Here is a 23,268-nt window from a genome sequence, read left to right on the forward strand (position 1 = left end):
AGGAGGTACTTTTGGTGCATCAAAAATGGCAGCACTTCGGCACGGTATCGCGCAAATGGCTGTGGATCCTGGTCGTTCTTGGCATACTTGCCGCACTGCCGGTTGCATATGACCGGTATCAAACGGAATCATCATCAAACAACGTGGAGCTGGTATTCAATTACCGAGGCTTGACCGAGGTAGCTTCCTACCATTCGCATCCGGAGCAGTTCATACAGGAACAGCTCGATAAGTTGAAGGCTGCCGGCATTACCAGCATGGCGATGTTTGAAAGCACTTTGGATGACTTTAAGAAAAGCCGTCGGCTGATGGTGTACAATGCCCAGGATATTGCGCAAATGACGCAGAGCGTTGTGCCGACTGACGAGAACTTCACTTACATTCTGTTTACCAATGAAGAGAATGCGGGCCGGTTAACACCTCTCATTGAAGATACGTTCACGAGTATCGGCATTAACGTGAAACCTTGGGAGTTTCATAACCAGAAGGGTCTGATTGTGGAAACATCGCCGGAGGATGCCGCGCTAAAACCGATGCAGCCAGATCCGATTTCATTTGAAATGCTGCGCAGCAAAGGATTTAATATCGTTCCACGGATGTCGGACAGCCTTCCTTATGATCAAGATGCCATGGAGAAGCTGCTGGCTTATTATGAGGCAAACGGCGTGAAGCGTATCTTGTTTGAAGGAGATTCGGTCAAGGGCTTCAACGACAACGTAGACAAGCACAGCCTGCAAAGCTTCTCGAACCTGCTCAATCAGCACGGTATCGGCATTGCGGCGATCGAGAATACGAAGAAGCCTCAAGCGGGTATCGCGAAGCTGGCGTATTCCATCGATTATAATGTGGTTCGTTTGTATTCCTTGAGTGACAAGGATGCCAATCTCGATGAAAAGACAATTGCTGACCGATTTGCTTTGGCTACCAAAGATCGGAATATTCGTATGATTTATATCAACACAGCACCTAGTAAGAATGCATCCAAAGCCATGGTAACGGATTCCATTGATAATTTAATCAAAGGATTGGACGAGCCTGGTCACGCGATTAAGCAGATGGAGAATAACGGATTTAAGATGGGACGCGCGGAAGCTTTCCATATCACCGATTCATCGGCACAACGTTATTTTAAACTGGTAGTTGTTCTTGGCGGAGTTGCTTTTATTTCGCTGTTGGTCTCCTACTTCCTGCCTTCTCTTACGCTGCTGGCTTTCGTTCTTGGAATGATCGGCAGTGCGGGATTATATGTTTTGAAACCTACACTGTTCGAGCAGGCACTGGCCTTGCTTGTGGCTATCAGCGGCCCGACTGTAGCGATGATTCTGGCGATCCGGAAGGTGAACTCGCTCAATGCGACGAACGCTGAGATGGCGACTGGACGACGTCTGACTGCGTCGATCGTGCTCTTCATCAAGACGTCCATTATTTCTATGGCTGCCATTCCGTTCGTGATTGCTCTGCTGAATAATATTACGTATAGCCTGGTATTGAGTCAGTTCCGCGGCGTGAGTCTGCTGCATGCGGCACCTATTTTGCTGATTGCCGTATTTGTCGTCTTGTATCGCGGCGGCCGTCCGGTTCAACAAATCGGCAAACTGTTCAAAACACCGATTACGCTGGTGTGGGTTGTGGCAGCCGTGTTGATCGGTGCTATCGGATTCTATTACTTAAGCCGCACGGGCAACGGAGGCAAGGTCAGCTCTATTGAGATGGCTATCCGTCCGTTCCTGGAAAATACATTCCACGTGCGTCCGCGGAATAAGGAAATTATCGCGCATCCGTTGTTCCTGCTCGGTCTGTTCCTGTCAGTGAGATATCGGAACGCGATTTTCATCATGATATTCGCTGTCATCGGACAGCTGTCCATGGTAGATACCTTTGCCCATATCCACTCACCGATGAAAATTTCATTCGCCCGTGACCTGCTTGGTCTCGGAATTGGATTTATCCTCGGACTGATCGCCATCTTGGTATGGCAAATCGCAGAAGGGTGTTGGAAAAAATGGTCACCTCGCCTCAAAAGACAATAGTCATCTCGGGATATTACGGCTTCAAGAACAGCGGCGATGAGGCCGTGTTGCAATCGATATTGACGGCTCTGGAGGAGAAGGGCAAGCAGGAGGGCATTCAGATCAATCCTGTCGTGCTTTCCATCGATCCGGAATGGACCTCCTCTACCTATGGCGTGCAGGCGGTCCACCGCATGAAACTGGGCGAAGTGAGACAAGCTCTTAAGAATAGCAGTGGACTTATCAGCGGCGGCGGCAGCCTTTTGCAGGATGCGACCAGTCCAAAGACCATTCCTTATTACTTAGGTGTGATCAAGTTGGCTCAGTGGTTGAAAAAGCCCGTGTTCATTTACTCCCAGGGTGTGGGTCCGGTGAACCGGAAACTGTTTAATCCGATGATTAAAAATGTTTTTAAAAAATGTGAATACATTTCGGTGCGCGACGTGCAATCTTCGGAGCTGCTTCAAAGCATGGGGCTGCAAAACAGCCGCATTCACGTGGTACCGGATCCGGTCTTGGGTTTGACGCCTGAATCCGAGAACCTGTCTTCTATAGAACCTGAGAAGGGTCAGCGGCTGCCTGTTATCGGGATTTCCGTTCGCTACTGGGATCCAGGGCGTAGAGAGCTCAAAGGAATTGCCGAGGGACTTCGCCAAGTTTGCGAGAAGCAGCCGGTGCATCTGCGGTTCCTTCCCTTCTACTTTCCGAATGACGAAAAGGCATCGCAGGAAATCATCCAGCAGCTTGGTGATATTGCCTCCGGCGGCAGCAAGGTATCGGTTTGCAGGGAGGCTGTTCATCCCCGGCAGATGCTGGCGGAAGTGGGGCGCTGTGATCTCGTGATCGGCATGAGACTTCACAGTCTGATCTACGCCGCGAATCAGCTCGTACCGCTCATCGGGGTATCCTACGATCCTAAAATCGATCATTTCTTAAAAAGGCTCGAAATTGCTCCGGTAGGAACAAGCAGCTCGCTTGATCCCGGTAAGCTGGCGTCTGAGATCTCTCATCTATTAACAGGTGCCGAAACCTGGAAGGAAGCAAATAAGCCGAGCATCAACAGATTGAAACAGGAAGCGGAGGCTCCAGCGCAGCATATCATTGATTTTTTGAAGAGATAAGAAAGTATAACTTCAATGCCTATGCTTCCATATATCGCAAGAAAAACTACCGCTAAGTGTGGTCTGTCTTCAATGAATTACGTCGATAGATGTTTTTCTCATCAGCAAAGGACAAGGTGATACAACCGTGAATTCATTAGAACAAGTGCCTACGGTTTCCATTTACGGTCTGCAGGTCAGCAGATTGGGCATGGAAGACACTGTTAAGTATTTAGCCCAGATCGTGCAATCTGAAGAACGACAACCTTTTCAGATCATTACGGCCAATCCGATCATGCTTATGAAGGCTCTGGAAGAGCCGGATTACATGCAGGTCATGAAGAATGCGGAAATGCTTGTACCAGACGGTACCGGAGTGGTGTGGGCCGCTTCCAGAACGGAAACACCCGTACGGGAGCGAGTAGCAGGCTTCGATCTTTTACATGAATTAATGAGGGTTGGAGAAGACTATCATTGGAAGGTATATCTGCTCGGTTCTACGCCGGAAGTGATTCAGGCGGCTGCTGAAAGGTTACATTTGAAGTATCCGGGAGTTGAAATCTCGGGATTTCGTGATGGTTATTTTAAAGAAGATCAGGATGCGGAAGTGATTGCTGATATCCGAAAAGCGGCCCCTGATCTCCTGTTCGTTGCACGGGCAGCAGACACGCAGGAGCCCTGGATTGCGCGCTATAAGAAGCAACTGGGCGTACCCCTGATGATGGGCGTTGGCGGAAGCTTCGATGTGATCTCGGGCAAGTCCAAACGTGCGCCCAAACTATTCCAAAAACTTCGTGCGGAATGGCTTTATCGCCTTCTGCGAGAGCCGACAAGGGCATCGAGAATGCTTGCGCTGCCGAAATTCGCACTAAAAGTGATGCGGGATAAAGAAAACATGACAAAACCGAGATAAAAGAATGAAATGAGCCGCAAAAACCCGATATTTTGCTGAAAAACAGGATTGGTTTTATTTTTTTGATGAGAGTATAATTCAATCCGGTAAAGAAAATGGGGGTTGAACGAAACATGTTAATGATAGCCATCATCGGATGCATTGTGTCATTAGCCTTGGCACTGCTATTAACGCCGCTGGTGAAAAAATTTGCGATTAAAATTGGCGCTGTGGATGTCCCGAACGCCCGAAAAGTGCATACGAAAATCATGCCCCGGCTTGGCGGATTGGCGATATATCTGGCATTTATGCTGTCCATGTTTGCCGTCCTTCCATTTGTCGCGGACCATTTTTCCATTCGGGATACGAACTTTATTAAGGCCTTTTTGCTTGGCGGGTCACTGATCGTACTGATCGGCGCTCTCGACGACCGTTTTGAACTGTCAGCCAAAGTAAAGCTGCTTGGCCAAATTATCGCTGCATGCGTGGTCGTATTCGGATTTGACATCAAAGTTGATTTTGTAAATATACCTTTTAACGATACGTATTCATCGCTCGAGAACTGGATTGCGATACCGCTCACCATCTTCTGGATTGTAGGCGTCACAAATGCCATCAATCTGATTGACGGACTGGATGGTCTGGCTGCCGGGGTATCCGGAATTGCTATAGGTACGATTCTGGTCATGTCACTGCTGATGGGCAACTGGACGGTAGCGCTCATTTGCTTGCTGCTCCTTGGAGCCATTATCGGTTTTCTGTTCTTTAACTTTCATCCGGCACAGATTTTCATGGGAGATACGGGCTCGCTGTTCCTGGGCTTCTGCCTGGCCATGCTTTCGATGCTTGGATTTAAGCAAATCGCGATCGTATCCTTTATTACTCCGCTGATTATTATCGGCGTACCGCTATCGGACACGTTCTTCGCGATCGTGCGGCGCTGGATTCAGAAGAAACCGATTTTTGCTCCGGACAAAGGGCACCTGCATCACTGTCTGCGGGAAATTGGCTTCAGCCACCGTCAGTCTGTTCTCATCGTATATGGCATCGCCGCATTCTTCGGCGTACTGGCTGTCATTCAGTCTTCTGCCGCGATGTATGAAGCGAATTGGGTCACCTTCGTTGTCATCTGCGTCATGATGTTCTTCCTGCAGATTGGCGCGGAAGTGATCGGCCTAGTTGGCAAGACGAAACGTCCGATTCTGGATTTGGTTGCAAGATTAAGAATGAAAGCAAGTGCGGAGCGCGGTTCGAAATAGTGAAAATCAAATGGCTCTTATATCGTTTATATCAAAGAAAGCATCCACTGGTACGAAAAGGTGGATGCTTTTTTATTTGAAGAAAAAGGAAAAAAAGGTACTTTGAATGAGGGGGTTTTCTTATAAATTCCTTCAAAAAAGGGACTGGATAACCGATAAAGAGAGTAACATGGATGAAAAAGGAGAGATAAGACGCATGCAACGTATGAAAAAATCATTCATATGGATGATTTTAATGGCGCTTGTTGTATCGATCGTGCCCCAAGGCTTGGCACCTGTGGCGCATGCCGATGGGTTACCAGATGCGCAAACCAGTTATTTTACACCGGATATTAAAGACATTCGCAATACAGTGCAATTGACACAGGATGGACCTGATACAACCATTATTAAACGTGAAAGACTTTATCATGTGACCGACTCGCAGTTAACCGTCACGGGTACATTCACCAAGGTTACAGGCTCTACACTTGGCGTGAATGTACAGCAGTTGAACTGGGAAGAAAATAAATGGGTTGGCAGCAACACGCATGTGACTCCGGGAGTTATTCAGCTTGACGTGGAGCGCCCGGATAACCGCTTCAAGGCCAATCTGACCTTATACCAAGGCGTTAACAAAATTACTTTCACAGGCGCTCAAGGCTTGAATGAGCGTTCCGAAACGTTCTATGTCCTCTTTGACACCGTTCCATATGTGGAGAAGCTTACGGTTCTAGGCGGCTCGGATAAGCTGAATTTGAACGAAGGAGCTCAGATCGTCGTTCCAGTTCAACAAATCACTCTTGAGGGTAAGGCCCAAAATGCGACCAAAGTAACTATTGCGGCGAATGGCGGTTCGGCTTTGGCTACGACGCTGCTGCAGGATGGAACATTCTTTACGCCTCAGCTTCAGCTCAACCCGGGACTGAATGATTTGAAGCTCGTCGTGCAGAATGCTTCGGATTCACTTACGTTCAACTATCAGTTGTATTATTATGACGAGAAGAATCCGATTGTGAGCATGTATTTGGCAGATTCTTCTGATGCAGGTCAAAACGTACTCAATCAGGTTCCCGTTTTTACGGAAAATAAAGACAACGGCAAGCTTTATGTACAAGTATTAGTTCCGGATAACAATGGAGCTTCTTTTGCAGGAACCGCCAATGTTCAGCTGAACAATAATGCGGCCCCTGGATTGGAGTATTTTAAAGATATCAAGTTGAATAGCGGAAAAATCACCACGACAGCAGGTTCGGAAATTTTTATACCTTCTGTTTCCCAAAATACGCCGGCTTACCGACTTGTAACGTTCAAGATTGATCCACTTGCATTTAGTAAAGAAACTAATGGTGATATCTCGTTGTCGCAGATCCATAATCTTTCCATTACTTATGGCACCAAGACCATCAGCAAGAAAATCGAGTTTGAATATATGCAAGGCAAAACAGTAATCACCGATTTGAAGTATTTAACTGGATATACGGGTACGGGAGATGTGCCGGTAGGTGAGCCACTGAACGGCGCAAAGGTGAACTCCAGCGATTTTTACATCCAAGTGACGACAAACAGCGCTCCGAGTGACGTTACAAAATTGCTGGCTCAATACCTTCCTTTGGCATCAAAAAACATTTCTATTCAGTATGTAACGACGATTACAGGCACGACGCAGTATATTTATAAAATTAGCAATTTTCAAAACGGCAATCAGACTGTCCGGTTCAATTACGAGGGTTCCAGCGCATACAAGGATGCAGTCATTTCCTTTGCGTCCAAAAGCTATATTTACGTGTCGAACTTAACGGATGGCCAATCCTACAAAATGGACTCAAACGGCACTAAAAAATTCCCGATCAAAGGACAATATGTAGATTTTGATCTTGCAAGCCCGTATTTTACGGCAGATCTGTACGTGAATGGAACTAAAATCAATACAGACAATTCTTGGCTTGATGCTTCAGGTAACTTCACTCAGAATCTTGACGTAGATGCGGCTAAAGGTCCGTTTGTATACGGCGAAAACCGCATCGTACTGATCGGAACCACGAAAGATGATAAGGGACAAACGCGTGAGGTTAAAAAGGAACTGCGCATTTATATCCTGGATCAGAACGTATCTACGATTAGTAAGTTCCAACCGGCCATCGGAAAAGACCGCCCTGCATTCCCATCGCGTGATTTTGACGACAAGAACGAACAGCTGGCCAAAATTTTTAACTTAACGCCTGATTTCGTTTATAAGGATACACAGTTTAAGACCAGCTTGAAAACATATGACATCGTACTTCGCGGTAGCGGTGCGAAGCGACTGAACTTGAATTTGGGTACCAAGAACATCCTTTCGGTGGATATTCCAGCAAATACGACAACAAATGAAATAGTAACTTTTGCAGATAATATCCGTTATACTTACGAATTTGCAGGCAGTCAAAAAGACTTTGTGATGCGAATTCAAGACTTTGTATCGGATATGCCGGGTACGTATGTATATACTTTGGAACTGATCAACGAAACCGGCGCTAAAACAAGTCAAAAGCTTGAGCTGGTTAGAGAAGAAAGTGCGTACCGTATCATTGCTCCGCAACCGACGGTTGGCGGCAAATACGTAGTTACTAAAAACTTCCTTCACTTTGATATCGAAGCAGAGGGAGCTACATCGGTACTGATCGACAAGGAAGAAGCCGTTAAGCGTACAGACCTTGGAGAATACCGCTTTGCTCTTGATTATGTTGGACTGAAACAAGATAAATCCAACAAGATCAAAATTACGATTAAACGAGGCAACGTCACCAACACGGATACGGTAGAAGTATTTTATAGTGGTACTGTTGCCGTCGATGCTGAGTACATGGCACCTAAGGTTGCCAATAAATACGCAGTGTTCAACAAAGCCCTCCAATTGGAATTTCCAAAGGGAACCGTAATGCAAAGTACGGATATCCGCGGACTTAAAAAGTATTATCCTGAAACCAAGCTGCTGTTCGGCATTGCAGATCCAGTGAATGGAATTGTGGAACGCCGCAATGATTATGGCAACATTATCGGCTTCCCTGGTACGGGAGAAGACAGCGGTACACCTTCGTGGTCTATTCCGGATGAGTATATGCTGAGATTTGGATCTACGGCAAAAACGAACAATTTCACGCGCGTATCCAATGTGTATTGGCTTAGCGGAGGTATGGGAGAAACGACAACCCCTTATTCTCCGGCAACCAATGGACTGGCACCATACTCAGTCAATGGACTGTTTGGTGATCCAACGATCGCATCCGAGCGGAAGATCACTCCTTCGCAGCGGGGAACATTGACTCTGTCTTACAATTCAAACGTTGTTGATGAAGCCGGATATACCATTACGGTGTTCCGTTATACCGCTAAACGCGAATGGGAGAATATCGGCGGGGAAGTGGATTCGAAGAGCCACACCGTTTCGGTTCCATTTGATGAATTCGGTTATTATGTGGTTATGAAAATGAGCCGCGGCTATTCGGACGTTACCAACCATGCATGGGCACGTAACATCCTGAATGCTTTGTACTCCAAAGGTTTCATGAATAACCTGCGTTTTGAACAATTCGGAGCGGATGATCAAACGACTAGAGGCGAATTTGCGACCCTTCTGGTGAAGGGCTTGAACATGCCTCTGAATTACGACGACAACAAAACGTTCGTTGACCTTGTACCGACAGCCAGCTCGACGACTTGGGATTATGCTCATATCGAAACAGCTGCGAGAGCAGGTATTGTTACAGGTCTCACAGACGGAGTCTTTGCTCCGGATCAGCCGGTTACTCGTGAACAGGCAGCGGTGATGATCGCGCGGGCTCTTAAGCTTAAGCTTTCACCTACCGATCAGAAGCTGAAGGACGCTTTGGCCAAATCATTCCTGGATAGCGGAAAGATGGACGTCTACTCCATGTCTTCCATTCAGGCGGTGACCAAAGCCAATATTATGGCAGGAGCCGTTGTGACACAGCCTGGACAGAAGAAGCCGTCTTACAACTTCAATCCGAAGTCAAACATGACTCGTGCGGAAGCAGGTAAGATCGCCGTAGAACTGCTTAAAAAGGGTACCAAAGTATTCCCTAAAAACTTGAGCTAAGGTAAAGACTTGTTCATGAAAAGAGAGGGCCTGAGGGGCCCTCTCTTTCAATTTCCAATTACATGTCTTTGTAATTTGTCAGAGTTTAGGATACAATGTCGTAGAACGATAATTTATATGTATAAAGGGTGAAGGCTATCTTATGAAACCGATCTATTCCAAGGCTCAGCTCGACTATATGAGAGCAAAAACCAAATTTGAGAATAAGGCCAGCACATTGGAGCAAAAGATTGAGATGACTCGCAAAACCAGAGAGATTACTCAAGAAGTTATGGAAGGCCTTGTACTGGAGACGGGCTTTCATGATGCCTATAACGAACTGATGAAATCCGAAAACGAACTTATTGAATGGTCTCATACAACCATCAAGCACGAGAAGACATACCGTGAGAACAAGCAGCCCATTGAACAAATGTATCAGAATCTGAATACAAGCCCAGAGATGCGCGCGCAGATCATCGAATTGGCGATGAAGATTCGTTAATTTTTTGTAACCTTTACAGCTACCTTTCAATAATAAAGGACGCCTTTCGGCGTTCTTTTTTTATTTTGCTGTTTAACTTCCAACTGTCGCGGTTATTTGATTACCATATATTTCTTGTACAAACCTGTCGGTTTGGTTATAATTCTGAGGGCAGGTAACAATTTTGAAATTTTTTTAAAAAAGGTGCAACTTTTCAAAACTTACTGCGTCTAAGATGTAGAGTCAATTACGGTGGGCGGTTCCAACAATGACCTGTATAAGAAATATGTCTATATTATAGAAAAATGTTCTTTACGGCATCTAGACCCCATTGTATAATACTTAGGTAGGATTAGGAATCTACTCTTTTTTTGTCGTATTCCAAGTTTACCAGTTTCTGTGATTTCGTCACAGACATCATTTATATGAAACTTTGCTCAAACTCGGGAAAGGGGGTGCATTGACTATGAGTAACAAGAGCTACCCAATTAAAGAAAACTCTAATGTGATGAAAGTTCAAGGAGGAGAACAAAAGGTTATGAAGAAAATTTTAACAGTCGCATTGTCTACAGCTATGGCATTCTCCATGTTTGCATCTGTAGCATTCGGTGATTCCGCAACGGCAGTATCTGTACAAGACAAATTTGATTCCCTGAAAGCTAAAGGAATCTTCAATGGTTACCCAGACGGCTCCGCTCATCTGGAAAAAGACATGACTCGCGCTGAGTTCGCGAAAGTCATCACTAAACTTCTTGGACTGAAAGAAGTAACTGGCACATTGTCTTACAAAGACAAAGGCTACGACGCTAAAAACTGGGCTGTTCCTTACATCGAAGCAGTAACTGCTGCTGGTATCATGGAAGGTCAAGACACAGTTAAGAAAATCTTTAACTACAACGGTCAAGTAACTGTTCAAGAAATGGCTACTGTATTGACTCGTGCATTGAAACTTGAAGTTCCAGCTGACGCTGACAACAGCGCATCTGCTTGGGCTAAAGGTTATGTGCAAGCTGCAATCAACAAAGGTCTGATCTCTAAAGATCTGAACTTCCAAGCGAATGCAACTCGCTCCCAATTGGTTGAAGCTGCTTACACAATCGACCAATTGAAAAACGTTTCTGTAGCTTCTTACAAAGTGGCTGACAACGGTAAAGATGTTGAGTTCACACTTAACACTGGCGAAGTTGTTAAAGTAACTTTGGAAAAAGCTCTTGAAGCTAACAAAGAAACAGAAGTTACATTCAAAAACGCTGCTGGCCAAGAAATTAAAGCTAAAATTACTTGGGTAGTAACTAGCGCTACTAAAGTTCAAAACGTAGCTGCTGACAACCTGAAAGAAGTTGTAGTAACTTTTGATGGTGAAGTTGATAAGGCTACTGCTGAATTGAAAGACAACTACAAGCTGAGCGACAGCCAAGCTGTTAAAACTGCTGTGTTAAACGATGCTAAAAACGCTGTAACTTTGACTCTCGAAGGTAACCTGAGAAACCAAGCTAAATACAACTTGTCTGTATCTGGTGTTAAAGCTGGAAACAAAACAATTTCTGTAAGCAACTATGAGTTCGCTCCTGTGGACAATAAACTTCCTGAAGTTGTTAGCGTGACTAGTCTCGGAACAAAAGCAGTTAAAGTTGTGTTCAGCGAGCCAGTAAAACAAACATTGACTGGCAGCTTCCTGCTTGACGGTCAAGGATTCTATGGATCTCCTTCTGTAGATGGTCGTGAACTGGTTATTAAAGCTCCAACTGCACTGAGCGTTGGCGAACATACTCTTTCTGTTGCAAATGTTGAAGATTTCAACTCATTTAAATCTTTGAAATCCGAACATAAATTTACTGTTGCTGAAGATAACACAGCTCCAACAATTTCCGAAGCAACTGCTACTTTGGAAAAACTGACTGTAACGTTCAGTGAAGATATCGATCCTGATACTTTGGATGTTGCTAACGTTTACCACAAACGTGGTGATTCCAAACTGAAACCTAATAAAGCTGTTAGAGTTTCTGGCAACAAATACGAATTCTATTTCGATACAGACAAAGCCCTTCCAACATATGCAACAACAATTTATGTTGAAAAAGTGAAGGACTATTCCGGTAACGAAATCAAAGAAACATCCAAACAAATCACTGCTACAATCGACACTGAGCGTCCAGAGGTATTGGATGTACGTGTTAACCCAACAAACAAATCTCAATTGGTTGTTACATTCAGCAAAGATCTCGCTGACAACCAAAGCTGGACTAAATTGATCACTGTAAAAGATAAAGACGGAAAAGTACGTCAAGTATCTGGTGCTTCTCTGAAATCCAGTGATGCTAAGAATATCCTGTTGGTAAACTTCTTCTCTGAATTGCCAGAGGGTACTAATACTCTTGATATTAAAGGCATTAAAGACAACACAGTACTGGGTAACGTTCTTGCTGACTACTCCACTACGTTCTCGATCAATGATTCTGGATCACCTAAGGTAGCTGGTGCATCTTTCAAAATTGATAATGATGCTCGTCGTGCTGTAATTTACTTCAGCGAAGCGATGGATGTTCAGTCGTTGACTAACTATTCTAATTACATCCTTACATTCAATAATTCTTTGACTGCACTTCCTTCTTCTGCAAACATTGCAGTTATCGAAGGCGGTAAAGGTGTAGTAATCGATCTACCAGTTCAAATCGGTGGTATTGATGTGAACAGTCTGAATTGGACTGGAATCAAAGTACAAGGAGTTAAGGATCTTTCCGGTAACTATCTTGAAAATTACTTCAAGGATATTACTGTTGGAGACTACTCTACTCTGAAGCTTTCTAAAACTTACAACAGTGACAAAGATACTGCTTCTTTGACTTCTAGCAAAGAAATCAAAGTTCAATTGGATCAAGCTGTTGCTAAATTCAATGGCAACCTTGGTACTGTTTCTGTAAAAGTTAATGGAAATACTAAAACAGTAACAAATGTAGTTGCTAACAACAGTGATGTAATTACTGTGAAACTTGCTGATGATGTTTACAGTAATGAAAATCTGGTTGTAACATTCACTGGTACTTCGTTCGTAGGCGTTGCACAAAATAACATTACTTTGGGAAGCGCAACTACACCTGCAGTAGTGGGTGATGCTACTTACACAATTGCTGATGAAGTTGCTCCATCTGTGAAATTGAGTGAAGGTCAAACTGGATACCCAGTAACTACTACTGGTTCCACTTATTCTGCAATCATTAACTTCACAGAAGCTTTGGATGTTACGATCCCAGTAAATCTTCTTGCTCAAGACTTCGTGGTTACTCGTTTGACTGGCGGTACTGCAACTATTCCGGTTGCAACTGGCGCTGCTGGCCAAAACACTTACTTCCAAGTAGTGGTTGACCCAGCTAATCATAGCAAGCTTATTGTTAAAATTACTGATCCAAGCGTAACTGCTGGAGAAGGTAAGTATTCGATTGAAGTTCGCGAAAATGCGAAATATATCCAAGACAAAGCTGGTAACACAGTTGATGCTAAAGAAGCACTGCGCACTTTTAATGCAAACTAATTAGCTTCTTGAAAAGGAGCAAGGGGATTTTTATTCCCCTTGCTCTTTTTAATTTTATAAGCAAAATGTAATTTTGTAATTATCCTTAATAAGGAGGAAATTATGAGGAAAATTTTGAAAATCACTTTAGCCACGACGCTTGTATCAGCAGGCATCGCCCTAGGCTCTATCTTCAACATCACCGCTCAAGGAGCTGGTGCAACGGGCCAAGCGGGAACAGCTGATGACCCTGTCGTTACCAAAAGCTACGTAGATCAACAAATCCAAAAAGCTCTAGGTGGAGGCGTAAGCACACCACCAACAACGCCTACCAATCCAACAACACCACCACCAACCACAAATCCGTCCGACAACAAAGAAACGACGGTTGTAGAAAATACGGTATCCGTGGTTACCCTTAAACCAGGTGAAAAGCTGATTGCCAAAGCCGGAACTGAATTCATCATCCGCAGCGGCAAGGGAGTAATCTACAGTGAGGATGCAAATGGTGTAGCTGATCTGACCGATGGTAAAGACATTGCCAATGGACAAGCTGCCGGCAATAACCATTTGCTGTCTTTCCCTAGAGATGGCCGAGGAATCATGGTTCAGGAAGGCAACAAGTATAATTTGATTGTCATGGTACGTGGTGGATACTCGATTCAATAATGAGTCCAAAGGTCATGAATTTAAGCGTAAAAAATCTCAATGATTATAAGCTTATTTTTGCCATAAGTAACAATCATTTATACGTCTAGAGCGAACTTAATTACAAATACTACTCTTGCAGTACCAATTTGCAGGAGGTGTATTGAAATGGCCAGAAATAATAATCGTAAAGTTGTCCCTGAGTCGCGAAATGTCCTGAATCAAATGAAGTATGAAATTGCTGCAGAATTTGGTCTTGGAGCAGCTTACGGTGGGTCTTACAATGCTTTTGCGGATACGGAATTTGGTTCGGAATTAGGTGAAGCTGGTGGAGCATTTACTGGTGGAAGCGGATACGGTGGCCACCTCACTTCGCGTGAGAATGGATCCGTTGGCGGGGAAATGACCAAGCGGTTGATTCGTCAGGCTCAGCAAAGCATTTTATAACAATAGCACTGTTCTTCTTGCGTTGACATAGGTTGACAAATACGTTAATATGTCCATTGAGGATTATCATGCAGCCTTTTCCTACTAGAGGAAAAGGTTCATTTTTTATGTGAGACATACTGTATACTTACGCCATTGTTATGATTATTCTTATAATCGCAAGAAAAACTTCACGCTAGTTTACTGTGAAGTTCGCCTGGGTAAAGTTTTTCTTATATTATCTTTATAGGAGGTTGATACTATGTCTGTAAAAGGACGCCATCTGTTTACATCAGAGTCCGTTACGGAAGGACATCCGGATAAGATTTGTGACCAAATTTCCGATGCGGTGCTTGATGCTTTCCTGGAAAATGATCCAAATGCGCGGGTAGCCTGCGAAGTCTCAGTTGCGACTGGACTTGTGCTTGTGATCGGCGAAATCAGTACTAAATCCGAGTATGTTGATATCCCATCTATTGTTAGAAATACGGTAAAGGAAATTGGGTATACTCGCGCCAAGTATGGCTTTGACTATAATACATGTGCGGTTTTGACCTCCTTGAACGAACAGTCCGCTGACATCGCTCAAGGCGTGAATGCTGCTTTGGAAAACCGTGATCCTGCCCAAATGGACAAGGAAACGGAAAACATCGGTGCAGGCGACCAGGGTTTGATGTTTGGTTTTGCAACCAACGAAACGCCTGAGCTTATGCCGCTTCCTATCGCACTCTCTCACCGGATTGCACGTCGTTTGTCTGAGGTTCGCAAAGATGGTACTCTCGAGTATCTTCGTCCGGACGGCAAAACTCAGGTTACGATCGAGTACATGGACGACAAACCGGTACGTGTAGATACCATCGTTGTATCTACACAACACGCCGAAGATGCAACCTTGGAGCAAATCCAGGCTGACATCAAAGAAAAAGTCATTCTCCCTGTAGTTCCAGAAGAACTGCTGGATGAGAACACCAAATATTACATCAACCCAACGGGACGTTTTGTAATTGGCGGACCTCAAGGTGATGCGGGTCTGACAGGCCGTAAAATTATCGTTGATACTTATGGTGGTTACGCTCGTCACGGCGGTGGTGCATTCTCCGGCAAGGATCCTACGAAAGTGGACCGTTCCGCAGCATATGCCGCACGTTATGTCGCGAAGAACCTCGTAGCGGCTGGCCTGGCTGACAAATGCGAAATTCAGCTTGCGTACGCGATTGGTGTAGCTACTCCGGTATCGATCAACGTGGATACGTATGGTACTGGCAAAGTAAGCGACGAAAAGCTTGTTGAGCTGATCCGTGGCAACTTTGATCTTCGTCCTGCCGGCATCATCCGCATGCTGGATCTGCGCCGTCCGATTTACAAGCAAACTGCAGCTTACGGTCACTTTGGCCGTACAGACGTGGATCTGCCTTGGGAACGCGTGGACAAAGTGGAAGAGCTTAAGATTCAAGCGGGTCTGTAATATAATAGTAGAAGATAACCCTGGGAGGACGCTCGTCCTTTCAGGGTTTTTTTGATGATTCTAGAAGTTATAGCCTTTTGGCGGTGATGAACTACCATTCTATAATCTCAAGGAAAAGCATCCATTAGCTCTATCTTTCTTCTGTCGAGGTAATTTGATAGACAATTTTTTGGGGTTTGGATATTCCGATTCATGAAGATGATAGGCAATCATGCCGCTAAGCTAAACTTCGATCTTATTTTTACCGAAAAAGTATTATAAGCGACTATTTTTAAAAGCGTATATAAAAAGATAGGCTACCGATTGGCTCAAGCTTGAAAAAACATATAGAAGGGTAGGGGTTATACATACATGAGGAAAGCACTCATTTTTTTCTTGGTTATGCTTATTGCTTTTGTGGATTTGGGAAGTACGAAAATTTTGGCGGCACCAGATGCAACTGGAGGAAATCCGGTCATCACGGTATCCATTTCCGGAGGAAGTGAGGGAGTATCGCGAAATCCGGTGGTTACACTTAAAGCAGATAAGCCAGTTTCTATTGCGGCGGGAACAGCCGGTAATTCAGCGGGTATTCGGGTCATTGATGCGTCTTCAGCCAAGACCGTTAATATCGATCCTTCAAAAATAACACAGGATACCAGCCGTGATAGCATGACGTATTACTTTCAAATCCAAGCACCCGATACGTTAGCTTTTGGGCGCGGATATCAGGTCCAGGTCGATGCGGGAGTGTTCAAGGATCAGAATGATTCTCCGTCCTTGAAGGCGGATTATGCTTTTCAAACGCTTCACGCGTTCGATGTAGTACAAACAAACCCTGTGAAGGACGCAAGCGGGGTTAGTACTACGCTACCACAATTAGCACTAACTTTTAATGAAGACGTGGTACTGGGAAGCGGAAGCGCTCGTTTGGTACGCACGTCAAATAATCAGACTGTCGACACGTTTACGATAACGAATGGTACAGGAAATGCCCAAGTAGGGGTTGATGGAAAGATCCTTAACCTTAAATTGTCCAAGACTTTGGAAGAAGGTACAAGCTATTATGTTTTAATGGATAAAGGATTCGTGGCGACGAAGGATGGTATTATTTTCGAGGGGATAAACGTAGGCAGTCAGTGGTTTTTCAAAACAACAGGGAAAACCTCAATCATTAACAAGAGCCCGTCTAATGGAACCACAGGTGTTGCGGTTGGAAGTAAACTGCAAATGACATTCAACAACGCTGTCTATCCCGGTGATGGCACGATAAGCATTTATAAAAGCAATGGAACCCTGATAAGATCCATTGCTTCGCAGTCCGCTCAGGTATCGGGAGGCGGCTCGTCCGTGATCTCGGTCGATACGGGAACGTACCTGGAAAACAACGCGAATTATTACGTGCTCGTTTCAGAAGGAGCTTTTCTGGATGGTGAGGGCAATAAAGTATCGGGTATATCTTCCAAAAGCGACTGGACCTTTGCCACAGCGGTGACGATTACGACTCAAGTAACTTTGGACAGCTTTAGTCCTACCGACCGCAGTACGGGGGTCTCTGTAGATTCTGATCTGGTGCTCTATTTTAATAGAGACGTTCTTCGCGGAAACGGAAGGGTAAGTGTCAGAAAATCTGGCAGCGATGTGGAAATACCCACACAGGTTGTCGTTTACGGCACGAGAGAGGTACGAATTCGCCTAGTCAGCGGTTATAGCTATAGTATGGATTCTTCTTACTATGTGACCATAGAAAGAGGCGCTTTTTATGACAAACAAAATGCGAACAACATCTACGCAGGATTAAGCGGCTCGTCATGGACTTTTCAAACGATAGGCTCCGATAAGACGCCACCTGTTCTTCAAAGCAGTGAAATGTACAGTAATACAACCATCAGGCTCGCGTATAATGAAATCCTGTATTCGGACTCATGGTTTTCGAATGGGATGTTCACTGTAACGGTTAATGATGAAACGCGCAAAGTTTCAAGTGCCTACACCTCCGGTGAGAGTGTGTATATATCCTTGGAAACAGGCGTTGCTGTCGGTCAGACGGTGAAGATCAGCTACAATGGAGGTTCCAGACCGATCAGGGATGCAGCGGGTAACTCTGCGGCTACCTTTTCCCAGCGTGAAGTGGTTAATGGTATCGATACAGCGCTCCCTAAGCCTAGCAGCGGCTATGTATCCTATAGCACAGTGACCCTGAGTTTCAGCCAGTCGCTCAAAAGTATTTCATCGTATGCTTATGAACAGTTTACCGTTAAAGCAGATGGCACAACGATGGGAATTCAGTCGATCAGACAAAGTGGGCAGACCCTATATTTGACGCTGAGCAGTGCCGTGTCTGACGGACAGATTGTGAAGGTCAGCTATACTCCGGGAAGTTATGCCCTTCAGGATAACCGCGGACAGAACATCAGTGCATTCAGCGACTTCTTTGTACGCAATTATCAAGATACGAAACCACCGGTATTCCAATCGGCAGAAGGTGCCGGGAATAAAGTAGTGCTGTCCTATAATGAGGCGCTAAGTACCACCAATATCCCTATGAAAAGCCAATTTTCCGTTCTCGTGAATGGTTTGCCAAACTATGTTAATACGGTAGAAATCAAAGAAAATCTGGTTACACTTACTTTGGCCTCGGCATTAAGTAAAGATTCCAAGGTAACGGTATCCTATGTGCCGGGTACAAACCGGTTAACCGACTTGAACGGCAATGCCGCAGGATATATCAACCTGGAAACGGTAAAAGTTTCGGAGAGCGGATTAACGGGCGAAATTAAATCCGTCACTGTTCAAGGAGATGTCCTGCAAATCACCTATAATAAAACGTTGCTGACACAGTCCTACGTCGCTGCTGAGCAGTTTCAGGTCTATGTGGACGGAATGCTGCGCGGCGTGAATCAAGCCTTTGCAAGCGGCAGTACAGTCACGCTCAAGCTCTCTAGCTCGGTGGCAACCGGACAAAAGGTGGAGGTTACCTATTTACCGGGAACGAACGGCATCAGCGATAGCGCGGGGATCCGTATGTCCTATTTCAATCGGCTGGTTGCCAGTTTCATTACCGGCAGCAGCACGGATGCCAATCGTCCGGCTTATCTTACTTTTACGGATCTGAAGGAATTTGGTACTTCCACGTTCGGGTTAACAGATCAATCTTTCATCATCACTGACGTGAAATCCCGCAATAATCAACTCATCAAGAAATTAACCGTGGATACAGACAAGCTTAAAGGTTCGTTTGATTATATCGTCAGCGCAAATGAAAAGACGCATATGATCATGTTCAATGCTCCGAGCGGCTACAGTTCCGTTCTAACGAGTATTTCGCTAAGCACCCTGGAAACGATTTATGGCAAGGATAAGAACGCAGCTATCGCCGTTCGGGCGGGAGATGCCATATACGTCCTGCAGCTCAGTCAGCTGAATATAACGGAGATTTCCAGAAGCTTGAATACTTCATCCTCTAATATCCAGTTGAACATAGGAGTGGAAAAGCTGTCTGCAGATGCGGGCGCGGTACTGAATAGCAAAATTACGGCAGCTTCCGTTCAAAAGGTTACTGAACCGTTCGATTTCTACGTGACAGCAGTGAATTCCAGTAATTCCGCAAGCTCGGTAGAATTGTCAGTTACCAATCAATATTGGATTCTAAGCAGCATCGCCGCAACGGCAGATAAGGTAGGGTTGTTCCAGTGGGATTCCGCGTCGGACACCATGACATTTGTGCCTGCGCTCATTCAAACGACAAGCGATCGGCAAGTGTTCCGGGCCAAGATTAAAGGGAACCATACCGTCGTTGGAGGCATGTCTTACAAATACTTCAGCGATCTTGGAAACCACTGGGCCAAAAATGCGGTTAATATGTTGGCAGGAAAGCTGATCGTTGATGGACGAACCAAAACCGGTTATGCGCCAAATAAAAATATTACGCGCGCCGAGTTTGCCGAATATATCGCAAGAGGATTAGGTCTCTCTGGGGACATCAGTACGTCGCAGCGTTTTTATGACGTGACCAATACGAAAGAGAACGCATTTATCGGAGCGACGGTGAAGGCGGGAATCATTGTAGGTAATAAAGACGGTTCCTTTAAGCCGAACAATTCGATCACGCGCGAAGAAATGGCCATCATGATGATGCGGGCCATGAACTATTCCGGATTCCGGACATCGCTAAGCTATTCTCCTGAAATGTATATAAAGAAGTTCGATGATTACAAGAAGATTCAGTCTCCAGAGACGATTGCTAAACTGTTAAATGAGGGAATCATTCAAGGGGTTAGCGCAAAATCATTCCAGCCTAAAGGAAATGCGACAAGAGCACAAGCGGCAGTCATGCTGCAAAGACTTTTGGAGAAAATACAGTATATGTGATCAAGAGATCACAGATATGGTTGATCCCTTCTCTCATCCACGGATGAGGGGAGGGATTTTTTTGTGCCAATTCTACCGATTTCGCTAAAAATGCTGATTTTTCCGTAACTTTTCAGGTTTAAATCAGTCTATTAAATGTATGGAAGTTACAAGATAGTAACCTCTTATGATGATTTTTGAGGATATTTTCCTTGTTTTTGGGTGAAATCAAGGAACATTTTTACAGGTTTGAACGTCAGTAGATTCGTAGGTTTGTGCAAACAATGGGGAACGAAAGTGTTTGAAAGAGATGGGAGAGTAGCGCTTCATGAAATGGAATAACAAGCTGAATGAGAATAAAGGCCGGTTCGTATCGGGTAAAAAATGGATGGTAGTATCCCTGGCAGGTCTGCTCTTTATCGCGCCGGTGGTAGGCAGCGGAATTCCGCTGAACGGACATTCGATCTCTTCGGTCGCCAGTGCGGCAGCATCTTCGGTTACGAAGCTGGGAGAAGATCCGGTTACTTCGGGAGCGATTTTAACGAAATACAAATTCACGACGACGCGTTCAGGGAAACAGGCAACAGCGCTTGCGGATGTGATTCGCATCGATTTGCAGAACCCGTATGTGAAAATGGACGTGATGAACGGCAAGGATGGCCAGTTCACGACCAAGCAAAGCACAGGGGGCATGGCGAAGGAAACCGGGGCGGTCGCAGCGGTGAACGGGGACTATTTTAACACAGGCGCAGACGGAGCTCCGATTGGTGGGCAAGTGACGAACGGACAGCTAATGTCGACCCCTTCGGATATTAAAGGTATGTACTCCTTTGCGGTGACGAGTGATGGTAAGCCGATCATTGATGAGTTTTCCTTCGACGGCTCTGTAACAGCTCAGGACGGTTCTTCCTTCCCGCTCGCAGGGATCAATAAAACCTCCTACAATCCGGAGAGCAGCACTTCGTCATATAGCCATGTCAATGCGATGTATATTTACACCAGCGCATGGAAATCGACCGAACGCCCGAAAAATAGCTCCACCACCCCGATAGAGGTGCTGGTTCAGAATGGCGTTATAACGCAAATTTCAGATCTGGGTGGCTTTGGCGATATGGCGGTGCCGCAGGATGGTTACATTTTGCGGACGCATGGAACGGCTGCGGATTTTGTGAAAAATCACCTTGCAGTTGGACAACCGATCAAAACCAGTTATTTGCTCAAATCCAAAACGATGGGACAATCCGTGGACCCTGCCACTTTGCAGATGATGATCGGCGGGCATACCATTCTGGTGAACAACGGCCAAGCGTCGTCTTATTCGCGTGACGTGTCCAGCATTGGCGGATACCGTGCCAGAACGGCTCTTGGATATTCGAAGGATCAGCGGTATGCCTATATTATCGCTGTGGAGAAGAATGGTAACAGCTCCGGCATGTCGCTTGGGGAATTGCAATCCTTCATGGTGAATATCGGAGTATGGAAAGGCCTTAATCTGGATGGAGGCGGTTCTACGACGATGGTCAGCCGTCCTCTGGGTGAAGATAATAACGTACTTACCTTTAACACTGAATACGGTACGGAGCAACGCAGCGTAGTGAACGCCGTCGGCGTATATACAAGTGCTCCCAAAGGTGAGCTCAAGGGCCTGAAGATCAGCGGAAGCTCCTCTATACTGATCGGACAGCAGGCTTCGTTTAAATTGAAAGGTTACGATAACTATTTCAATCCGGTAGATACTTCGAGTCTTACGCCAACTTGGAAATCCAGCAATGGCAATATCAAGGTTAGCGGACAAACGTTGACGGGCGTGACGCCAGGCACATCCAAGATTACCGCTGTCAGCGGTAATGCCAGCACGAGCATGGATGTGAAGGTGCTTGGAGCCGATGATCTGAATGCACTTAACGTGGCTTCAGCTACGGCGCCGCTCAAGGCAGGAAGCACGGTATCGGTGTCGGTTACGGCTACGACCAAGGATGGACAGCAAATCAGTGTGCCTGATAGTGCGTTGAAGTGGGAATTCATCGGCTTCAAGGGCAGTGTGCAGAACGGCAAGCTCTCTGTAACGTCTGTGGATGCCAACGCCAAAGTGGGGTATGCGATTGCCCGTTACAATGGTTTCAGTACGGCGGTTGTGTTGTCGGCGGCCGGCGAAGATATGTGGGAGAATTTCGAAAATGTCAGCTATCCGGTGCAGTTTACGAGCAACAGCGCCCAAGTGAACGGTACGGCTGCCGTAACGCAGGGAAGCGGCGATCATGCCAATTCCAAAGTGCTTCAGCTGACATATGATATGACCGCGGGAACAGGCAAAATGTACGCCTACGCAGAGCTGAACGGCTCTACGGGCAAGGCTATCAACGCAGCGGCAACCTCCATGTCCATTGATGTCATGGGAGATCACAGCCTGAACTGGGCACGTGCCGAGCTCAAAGACAATAACGGCAACACGGTTTATGTAGACCTTGCCAAGACGATTGATTGGGATGGCTGGAAGACGCTCAATATCGATCTGAGCGATAAAGGCATTGCATTCCCGGCACAGCTCAAGCGTGTATATGTGGTCAATGTCGAAGAGGGTCAAGATGAGCGGGCGAAAACAGGTACGGTTGCTTTTGACAATATCAAGTTCACGATGCCTTCCCTGTCCAGTGAAGCCGGGTTACCTACAGGTAAAGTCATCATGGCTATCGGTCAAAAGTCCTTTATGACCAATGGACAGAAGAAAACGATGGAAACAGCACCAGTCATGAAGAACAACAGCACTTATATTCCGATCAAATACGTGCTGGATACGTTTGGCGGAAACGCGACTTGGGACCCGGCCAATCAACGAATAACGATCATTCGTGGTGGCAAAGTCATGGATTTGAAAATCGCAAATAAGGACTTTATTCTGAACGGCAAACGCAAAGGTGCAGATGTTGCGCCTTATATCAGCCAAGGTCGTACTTTAGTCCCACTTCGGCTCGTATCAGAGCAATTAGGATTAAATGTAAAATGGGAACAAAACACGAAGACCGTCACTATCGAATCATGATATGGTATGATATGTATAGAAATGAACTAGAAAACATGGATGACAGCTCAT

The 23,268-nt window shown here is 45.5% G+C and carries 12 protein-coding genes; all 12 read left to right on the forward strand.

Annotated elements, in window-relative coordinates:
• Nucleotides 1-14: 14 nt before the first annotated feature.
• The 12 genes from GRF59_RS23610 to GRF59_RS23665 all read left to right on the forward strand — a co-directional run bounded on the left by GRF59_RS23610 (nt 15) and on the right by GRF59_RS23665 (nt 23,217).
• Nucleotides 15-2,030, forward strand: coding sequence for a DUF5693 family protein (locus tag GRF59_RS23610; RefSeq protein WP_160500156.1), 2,016 nt, complete (start codon nt 15-17; stop codon nt 2,028-2,030).
• The gene (gene csaB / locus GRF59_RS23615) at nt 2,003-3,130 is read left to right on the forward strand and encodes a polysaccharide pyruvyl transferase CsaB (RefSeq protein ID WP_160500157.1); all 1,128 of its coding nucleotides are present in this window, start codon (nt 2,003-2,005) and stop codon (nt 3,128-3,130) included. Before GRF59_RS23610 ends, csaB begins: the two co-directional genes overlap by 28 nt.
• 190 nt (nt 3,131-3,320) lie before the next feature.
• On the forward strand, nt 3,321-4,022 hold the full coding sequence (locus GRF59_RS23620) for a WecB/TagA/CpsF family glycosyltransferase (RefSeq protein ID WP_160500302.1): 702 nt from the start codon (nt 3,321-3,323) through the stop codon (nt 4,020-4,022).
• Between the two features lie 113 nt (nt 4,023-4,135).
• Nucleotides 4,136-5,260, forward strand: a complete 1,125-nt coding sequence (locus GRF59_RS23625) for a glycosyltransferase family 4 protein (protein WP_160500158.1) — start codon at nt 4,136-4,138, stop codon at nt 5,258-5,260.
• A 205-nt stretch (nt 5,261-5,465) separates the two neighbouring features.
• Complete coding sequence (locus GRF59_RS23630) at nt 5,466-9,338, forward strand: S-layer homology domain-containing protein (protein ID WP_237391997.1); 3,873 nt, start codon at nt 5,466-5,468, stop codon at nt 9,336-9,338.
• Between the two features lie 142 nt (nt 9,339-9,480).
• A complete protein-coding gene (locus GRF59_RS23635; RefSeq protein ID WP_160500160.1) occupies nt 9,481-9,822 on the forward strand; it encodes a hypothetical protein in 342 nt (113 codons plus the stop codon).
• A 445-nt stretch (nt 9,823-10,267) separates the two neighbouring features.
• Nucleotides 10,268-13,330, forward strand: coding sequence for an Ig-like domain-containing domain (locus GRF59_RS23640; protein WP_160500161.1), 3,063 nt, complete (start codon nt 10,268-10,270; stop codon nt 13,328-13,330).
• 102 nt (nt 13,331-13,432) lie between these two features.
• Nucleotides 13,433-13,978, forward strand: coding sequence for a hypothetical protein (locus GRF59_RS23645; RefSeq protein WP_160500162.1), 546 nt, complete (start codon nt 13,433-13,435; stop codon nt 13,976-13,978).
• A 147-nt stretch (nt 13,979-14,125) separates the two neighbouring features.
• The gene (locus tag GRF59_RS23650; protein ID WP_160500163.1) at nt 14,126-14,404 is read left to right on the forward strand and encodes an alpha/beta-type small acid-soluble spore protein; all 279 of its coding nucleotides are present in this window, start codon (nt 14,126-14,128) and stop codon (nt 14,402-14,404) included.
• Between the two features lie 241 nt (nt 14,405-14,645).
• Complete coding sequence (gene metK / locus GRF59_RS23655; RefSeq protein ID WP_160500164.1) at nt 14,646-15,848, forward strand: methionine adenosyltransferase; 1,203 nt, start codon at nt 14,646-14,648, stop codon at nt 15,846-15,848.
• A 351-nt stretch (nt 15,849-16,199) separates the two neighbouring features.
• Nucleotides 16,200-20,198 carry a SwmB domain-containing protein gene (locus GRF59_RS23660; protein WP_160500165.1) on the forward strand — a complete coding sequence of 1,333 codons (3,999 nt, stop codon included), beginning with the start codon at nt 16,200-16,202 and terminating at the stop codon, nt 20,196-20,198.
• Between the two features lie 307 nt (nt 20,199-20,505).
• The gene (locus GRF59_RS23665; RefSeq protein ID WP_160500166.1) at nt 20,506-23,217 is read left to right on the forward strand and encodes a stalk domain-containing protein; all 2,712 of its coding nucleotides are present in this window, start codon (nt 20,506-20,508) and stop codon (nt 23,215-23,217) included.
• Nucleotides 23,218-23,268 lie beyond the last annotated feature (51 nt).

Origin of the sequence: Paenibacillus dendrobii (assembly GCF_009807035.1) — a bacterium.
Taxonomy (GTDB): Bacteria; Bacillota; Bacilli; order Paenibacillales; family Paenibacillaceae; genus Paenibacillus_AQ; species Paenibacillus_AQ dendrobii.

Excerpts from the sequence above, each read along its gene's own strand:
- csaB (WP_160500157.1), top strand. The coding sequence starts at position 2,003 with ATGGTCACCTCGCCTCAAAAGACAATAGTCATCTCGGGATATTACGGC.
- GRF59_RS23620 (WP_160500302.1), top strand. The coding sequence starts at position 3,321 with ATGGAAGACACTGTTAAGTATTTAGCCCAGATCGTGCAATCTGAAGAA.
- GRF59_RS23625 (WP_160500158.1), top strand. The coding sequence starts at position 4,136 with ATGTTAATGATAGCCATCATCGGATGCATTGTGTCATTAGCCTTGGCA.
- GRF59_RS23630 (WP_237391997.1), top strand. The coding sequence starts at position 5,466 with ATGAAAAAATCATTCATATGGATGATTTTAATGGCGCTTGTTGTATCG.
- GRF59_RS23635 (WP_160500160.1), top strand. The coding sequence starts at position 9,481 with ATGAAACCGATCTATTCCAAGGCTCAGCTCGACTATATGAGAGCAAAA.
- GRF59_RS23640 (WP_160500161.1), top strand. The coding sequence starts at position 10,268 with ATGAGTAACAAGAGCTACCCAATTAAAGAAAACTCTAATGTGATGAAA.
- GRF59_RS23645 (WP_160500162.1), top strand. The coding sequence starts at position 13,433 with ATGAGGAAAATTTTGAAAATCACTTTAGCCACGACGCTTGTATCAGCA.
- GRF59_RS23650 (WP_160500163.1), top strand. The coding sequence starts at position 14,126 with ATGGCCAGAAATAATAATCGTAAAGTTGTCCCTGAGTCGCGAAATGTC.
- metK (WP_160500164.1), top strand. The coding sequence starts at position 14,646 with ATGTCTGTAAAAGGACGCCATCTGTTTACATCAGAGTCCGTTACGGAA.
- GRF59_RS23660 (WP_160500165.1), top strand. The coding sequence starts at position 16,200 with ATGAGGAAAGCACTCATTTTTTTCTTGGTTATGCTTATTGCTTTTGTG.
- GRF59_RS23665 (WP_160500166.1), top strand. The coding sequence starts at position 20,506 with ATGAAATGGAATAACAAGCTGAATGAGAATAAAGGCCGGTTCGTATCG.